Consider the following 5,632-nt stretch of genomic DNA (forward strand, 5'->3'; position numbering starts at 1 on the left):
GCCCGGCGCGAGCAGCGCGCCGCCGAGCAGCGACAGCGGGATCGCCGCCGCCACCAGCGCCGCCACGGCGCCGAGCGCGACCAGGCCGCGCCGCTCCCAGTCCGGGCCGTACGCGCGGACGGCGGCGGCTTCCAGCTCGCCCACGAACTGGACGGCGTTACCGAAACGTTCGGCGGGTGCCTTCGCCAGCCCGCGCAGGACCAGCGGATGCAGCGCCGCCGGGACGCGCTCCAGCGGGACCGGGGCCGCGCAGTGCGCGGCCCGCAGACCTTCGAGAGTCGGCGCGCGGAAGGGCTTCTCGCCGCTGACGCACTCGACGAAGACGCAGGTGGCCGCGTAGAGGTCGGTCGCCGACGAGGCGGGCTGCCCCGCCCACTGTTCGGGCGCCATGTACGACGGGGTGCCGCCGACGCCGGACTGTCCCGCGAGCACCGCGACACCGAAGTCGATCAATTTGCTGTGCCCGCCGTCCATGACCAGGACGTTCGCCGGCTTGTAGTCGCGATGGACGACACCCGCCGCATGGGCGGCGGCGAGTCCGAGCAGCGAGCCCTTCAGCGTCGTCAGCGCGGCCTCCGGACCGAGCGGCTCCGCGCGGTCGTCCAGGACACGGCGCAGTGACCGTCCCGGGACCGCCTCCATGACGATCGCCGCGCCTTCGGGCGCCTCCTCGTAGTGCAGCAGGCGGGCCACGTGCGGGTCGACCACGCGTTTCAGCAGTTCCGCCTCGCCGCGGAAGACGGCCCGCGCGGCGGGGTCGCCGAGCAGGCCGGGCGCCAGATACTTGATCGCCACCGCGGGCCCGCCCGCGCGATGGCGGGCCAGCACGACCTCGCCTTGCGCGCCCGTCCCGAGTTCCGCCAGGTCGACGAAGCCCGGAAGGCCCCAGCCACGTGCCGCCATACCGACTCCCCTGGTCGCCCGGCGCCGTTGCCCAGCGTCCGGGCTACTGGCCCGTGTTGGTCTGGATCTCGCTCACGACCAGCGGCGTCGGCGCCGACGTCGTTTGCTGCGGATCAAGGACCCCGGGCGCGCAGCCGCCCGCGAGGCACCGGTAGGAGACGTCCCAGTAGACGGTGGCGGTGATCTTCCAGGAGCCGCCCGGCTGCCCGGCGGACGACCGCTGATACACGTAGGAGCAGGAGGTCCCCTTGGGTGTGCCGAGGCCGGTGCACTCGATCGTCTTCTCGCCCAGGTTCCAGACGACCTTGCTAGGCGTCGCCGTCGCCTGCACCTGCGGCGCTCCGATCGGATCGGTCGACTTGGCTTCCACTCCTTCGACCCAGAGGGACGTACGCATGCGGATGTACGTCTTGTCGGCCGGCGCGGTCCTGACCTTCGGCGAGGGGAGGAACGTGCCGGCCATCGCCGACACGGCGAGGTCGAAGGCGCTGGGCGGCGCCGCCGCGGGCGCGGCCGGGCCGTCCACCGGGACGAAGCCCGCCGCTTCGTTGTCGGCCAGGCCCTCGGGCGGAGGGGGGATGAAGGGGCCGCTGCCGCCGCCGGACCCCGAGCCGGAACCGCCGCCGCCGGACGATCCGACCACGTGGCTGGTGTTGTTGCAGATGACGTGCTTGGGAACCCCCCGGCAGGGGGCAGCCTGGGCAGAGGGCGTGACGAGCAGCGGGGTCGTGAGGGCCGTCGCGACCACCGCGGCGGACGCCGCCCGGCGCGATGCGGAGGTGTGGGGTGACATCGCTTGTCCTTTGCTGAGGGCCGTCAGCATGGGCGGTCCTGGACGATGGCGGCGACCTTCCAGGTGCCGGAGTCGTACTGGAGGGTGGAGCGAAACACGGCCGCCGTCCCGGGGCCGCCGCTCAGCCGCTTGCCGGTCGTGGCCGAGAAGCGGTAGCCGCTCAAGGTCTTCACGCAGTCGATCACGTAGACCTTCGTGCTGTCGGTGGACCGGCCGTAGACGCGGGGGTTGAACGTGTTGGCGAACCGCCAGACCTCGCCTTTCGCCTTGGTCTTCTCGACGTCGTCGGTGACCTGTGAGAGGAGCGGGTCGACGGCCACCGTCGCGAGTTCCGTGGGGTCGTTCTTCTGGTATACGCGCTGGTAGACGGCCTGGTATTCGCGGTAGCGCTTGAGGACGGTCTTGTAGAGCTGCTCGGTGGGCTGCGCCGAGGGTGCGGCGGGGGCGGCGCCGGCGGAGGAGGCGGCGCCGGTGTCGAAGGTGCCGGCGGGTTTCAGGGCCCCGCCCGAGGACGAGGGGGACGAGCCGCAGGCGGCGAGGAGCAGGGCCGCCAGCGCCGGGGCGGCGCGGCGGAGCGCCCGTGGGGAGGAACGTACCAACCGGCGCATCGCCATCCTTGAGCGTCAGCCGACGAGGCGGAACACGCGCGAAAGCTTACAGAGGTGCCTGTGGCGAGAAAAGGGATTCGTTGCGTCCGGCTTGACCTCGTCCTTGCTTGAGGTTGCAGGGTGGCGGGAACGGAACGGAGGCGTTGTGATGCGCGCGGTGTGGTTGAAGGAGTTCGGCGGGCCTGAGGTGCTGGTGCCCGGGGAGGCGCCGGATCCGGTCGCGGGACCGGGGCAGGTCGTGGTCGATGTGGAGTTCGTCAACATCACGTTCGTGGAGACGCAGTTCCGGTCGGGCGGGCCGTCCCCGTTCAGGCCGGAGCTGCCGATGATTCCGGGGAACGGTGTCGGCGGGGTCGTCACGGACGTCGGGGCGGGGGCCGATCCGGCGCTGGTGGGGCGGCGGGTCGTCAGTAGCACCGGCGGGTCGGGCGGGTACGCCGAGCGCGCCGCCGTGGACGCGGCCGGGCTGTTCGCGGTGCCGGACGGGCTGCCGCTCGACGCGGCGGTGGCGCTGCTGGCGGACGGCCGGACGGCGACGATGATGCTGCGGGCGGCGGCGCCGCGTCCCGGCGAGCGGGTGCTGGTGGAGGCCGCGGCCGGCGGGGTCGGGACGCTGCTCGTCCAGTTGGCGAAGGCGGCGGGCGCGACGGTGGTCGCCGCGGCCGGGATCGCGGCGAAGAGGGAGGTCGCGCTCGGGCTGGGCGCGGACGAGGCCGTCGATTACCGCGAGCCGGGCTGGAGTGAGGCGGTGGGTGAGGTGGACGTCGTGTTCGACGGTGTCGGTGGTGACGTCGCGCGGGAGGCGTTCACGCTCGTCCGGCGGGGTGGGCGGATGGTCAGCTTCGGGTTGGCGAGCGGTGAGTGGGCGGGGATCCCGGAGGAGGCGGCTGCCGAGCGCGGGGTGGGGCTGCTGCGTCCGACCGCGTCGCCGGAGGAGCTGCGGGAGTTCACGCTCAGCGCTCTCGCGGAGGCCGCGGCGGGACGGCTCCGCCCGGTGATCGGGCAGCGGTTCCCGCTCGACGGCGCCGCGGACGCGCACGCGGCGATCGAGTCGCGGGCGTCGGTCGGCAAGACGCTGCTGGAGGTGCGCCGGTGACGGCGCCGGGTCCGCTGCGGGGCGGTGTCAGCGGACCTTCGTGAGGAAGGACGTCAGGGCGCGTTCGTAGGCGGCGGGGTCGACGTTCCACGCCTCGGTGTGGTCGCCCTGCACGGCGATGTGGGTGACCATGCCGGGCGGGGCGGCCTTCGCGAACGCGAAGGCGGGGCGGTTGGCGACGACCTCGTCGTCCGCGGTGGTGAACATCAGGGTCGGCGTCCGCAGACGGGGGGCGTACCGGCGCTGGTCGAAGTCGCGCAGGTCGATGCCGATGCGCCGCTGGAGGACGCGTTTCGCCACGTTCGTGACGAAGCGGGGGAGGTGGCGGGCGTCGCCCTGCTTGTCGAGGGTGGAGGACCAGTCCATGACGGGGGAGTCCAGGACGACTCCGCGGACGAAGGCCGGGTCCTTGCGGAGGGTCGTCATCACCATCGCGCCGCCCATCGACCACCCGTACAGGACGACGCCGGTCGCGCCCTGGGAGCGCGCGTAGGCGACGGCGGACGCGACGTCCTTCCACTCGGTGTCGCCCAGGTGGTTCTTGCGGTCGGGGGAGGCGGGCGCGCCCACGTCGTTGCGGTAGGCGATGGAGAGCATGGGCAGGCCGGTCGCGTGGACGGCGCGCATGACGCGGAGCGTCTCGGCCTTGTCGGCGTTCCTGCCGTGCACGCCGATCACCCATGTGCCGTTGGGGGACGAGCCGGGCACCAGCCAGGCGGGCATCGGGCCGAGCTCGGACGGGTAGGAGACGTCCTGGAACTCCAGGCCCAGCGCCGTCTTGGGGTCGCCGTCGTACAGCCAGTTGTCGACGTTCGCGGGGACGCCCTTGGCGAGCTGCCCCTCGGTGACGGACGCGACGCGCCGCACGACGTGGTCGCCGTCGCCGCCGACGATGGGGCCGAGCATCGCCCGGCCGCCCTTCCAGACGAGCGCCCACGTCCCGGCCCGCTCGGTGAACGGTTCGCGGGGCAGGGTCACGGTGCCGTCGCCGACGTCCTCGATCTCGATGGGGTACTCGGCCGCGTGGTCGACCTCGATCGCGACGCCGGCGAAGTACCAGCCGACCCCGCCGAGCGCGGCGACGAGCAGGACCGCGAGCGCGAGCACCGCCGCCCCCGCTCTCCGGACGCCGCGGCGCGCGGAGCGGGGCGGTGGTCCGGCGGGGGCCGGAGCGGGGGCCGGGGACGCCGCGGCATCGGTGGTCACAGCATCAGACGGTAGCCCACGGGGCCTCCGGGCGGTCGCCGGGCGGGGCGCCGTCCGGGATACCCTGCCGGGCAGTCGCCGACGGATCACAGGGGGCACGTTCGTGACGGGGCAGAACGAGCGGATCGCGGAGATCGAGGGCCGGATCGTCCAGCATGTCCGGAATCTGGCGCCGCCCGGGTGGCGGCGCGTCGATCTGCACTGCCGGGCGACGGTCGCCGTCAGCGACGTCGCGCTGGTCGCGCTCACCGGCGAGGGCGCGACCAAGGTCGTCGAGCGGCCGCCGGACGAGATCATCGACCTCCTCGCCGAGCTGCGCCAGGCCCACTACCTGTCGGAGCAGGGCACGTGGTTCTCGATGCTCCTCATCATCGAGCCCGGCTCCGCGCGCCCCCTCTACAACTACGACTTCGACCCGGGATGGGAGCCGCCGATCGCCGTCGAGTGCTGGACGCGCGACCAGATCGTCATGCCGCGGGACGGCGCGCACGTGCCCGCCTGGCTCCGCGCCCGGCTGGAGGGCCGCGAGCCCGCCGAGGAGCCCGCGCCCGATCCCGGCCCGATGAACCCGGTCGAGCAGATGGACGTCCTGTCGAACCAGGTCACCATCCTGATCGCCGACCGCGCGCCCCAGCTGTGGGAGAAGGTCTTCGGCTACTACCAGGCCGTCGGCGGGCACGTGGAGTTCCCGCCGATGATGCTCTACAAGGCCGACCGGACCATGTCGGTCTGGACGCCGCCCCCAGCGGTCGCGGCGCTTCTCGACCGGCTGCGCGCCGGGACGTACGGCTTCCAGGGCTCCACCTGGTCCCGCGTCGACTTCGAGGTGCTGTACGAGAACGGCGGCGTGCGGTGCCGTGCGAGCTTCACCAACGACGACGAGCCGAAGTGGAACAGCGAGCCGTCCGCCGAGGACGTCCGCCGCGAGCTGGAGCGATTCCCGCGCGACGAGCCTCCCGAGTGGATGACGCGCCGCCTGGGCGCCGCGCCGCCGCCCGCGCCCGCGCCGCCGCCCGCGCCGACTCC

Annotated in this window: 5 protein-coding genes and 1 pseudogene; 2 read left to right on the forward strand and 4 right to left on the reverse strand. The window is 73.5% G+C overall.

Annotated elements, in window-relative coordinates; genetic code table 11:
• The 3 genes from E1300_RS47100 to E1300_RS47110 form a co-directional block, all read right to left on the reverse strand.
• Positions 1-903: serine/threonine-protein kinase (locus E1300_RS47100; RefSeq protein ID WP_131763768.1), on the reverse strand; the 903-nt coding region annotated here is incomplete at its 3' end.
• A gap of 43 nt (positions 904-946) precedes the next feature.
• A complete protein-coding gene (locus E1300_RS47105) occupies positions 947-1,696 on the reverse strand; it encodes a hypothetical protein (RefSeq protein ID WP_131763769.1) in 750 nt (249 codons plus the stop codon).
• A 23-nt stretch (positions 1,697-1,719) separates the two neighbouring features.
• On the reverse strand, positions 1,720-2,304 hold the full coding sequence (locus E1300_RS47110) for a hypothetical protein (RefSeq protein ID WP_131763770.1): 585 nt from the start codon (positions 2,302-2,304) through the stop codon (positions 1,720-1,722).
• A gap of 148 nt (positions 2,305-2,452) precedes the next feature.
• Here E1300_RS47110 and E1300_RS47115 point away from each other — a divergent pair, with 148 nt between their 5' ends.
• On the forward strand, positions 2,453-3,400 hold the full coding sequence (locus E1300_RS47115; RefSeq protein ID WP_131763771.1) for a zinc-binding dehydrogenase: 948 nt from the start codon (positions 2,453-2,455) through the stop codon (positions 3,398-3,400).
• A 27-nt stretch (positions 3,401-3,427) separates the two neighbouring features.
• Here the strand turns inward: E1300_RS47115 and E1300_RS47120 are convergent, their stop codons facing one another.
• Positions 3,428-4,606: an alpha/beta hydrolase family protein gene (locus E1300_RS47120; protein ID WP_165503318.1), complete on the reverse strand. Its 1,179-nt coding sequence runs from the start codon at positions 4,604-4,606 to the stop codon at positions 3,428-3,430.
• Positions 4,607-4,709: 103 nt separating this feature from the next.
• Here E1300_RS47120 and E1300_RS47125 point away from each other — a divergent pair.
• Positions 4,710-5,632: pseudogene (locus E1300_RS47125) on the forward strand (hypothetical protein); the annotation flags it as partial.

It is taken from the genome of Actinomadura fibrosa (assembly GCF_900659615.1).
Lineage (GTDB): Bacteria > Actinomycetota > Actinomycetes > Streptosporangiales > Streptosporangiaceae > Spirillospora > Spirillospora fibrosa.

Coding starts and splice junctions, on each gene's coding strand:
- E1300_RS47115 (WP_131763771.1), top strand. CDS start 2,453: ATGCGCGCGGTGTGGTTGAAGGAGTTCGGCGGGCCTGAGGTGCTGGTG.
- E1300_RS47105 (WP_131763769.1), bottom strand. CDS start 1,696: ATGTCACCCCACACCTCCGCATCGCGCCGGGCGGCGTCCGCCGCGGTG.
- E1300_RS47110 (WP_131763770.1), bottom strand. CDS start 2,304: ATGCGCCGGTTGGTACGTTCCTCCCCACGGGCGCTCCGCCGCGCCGCC.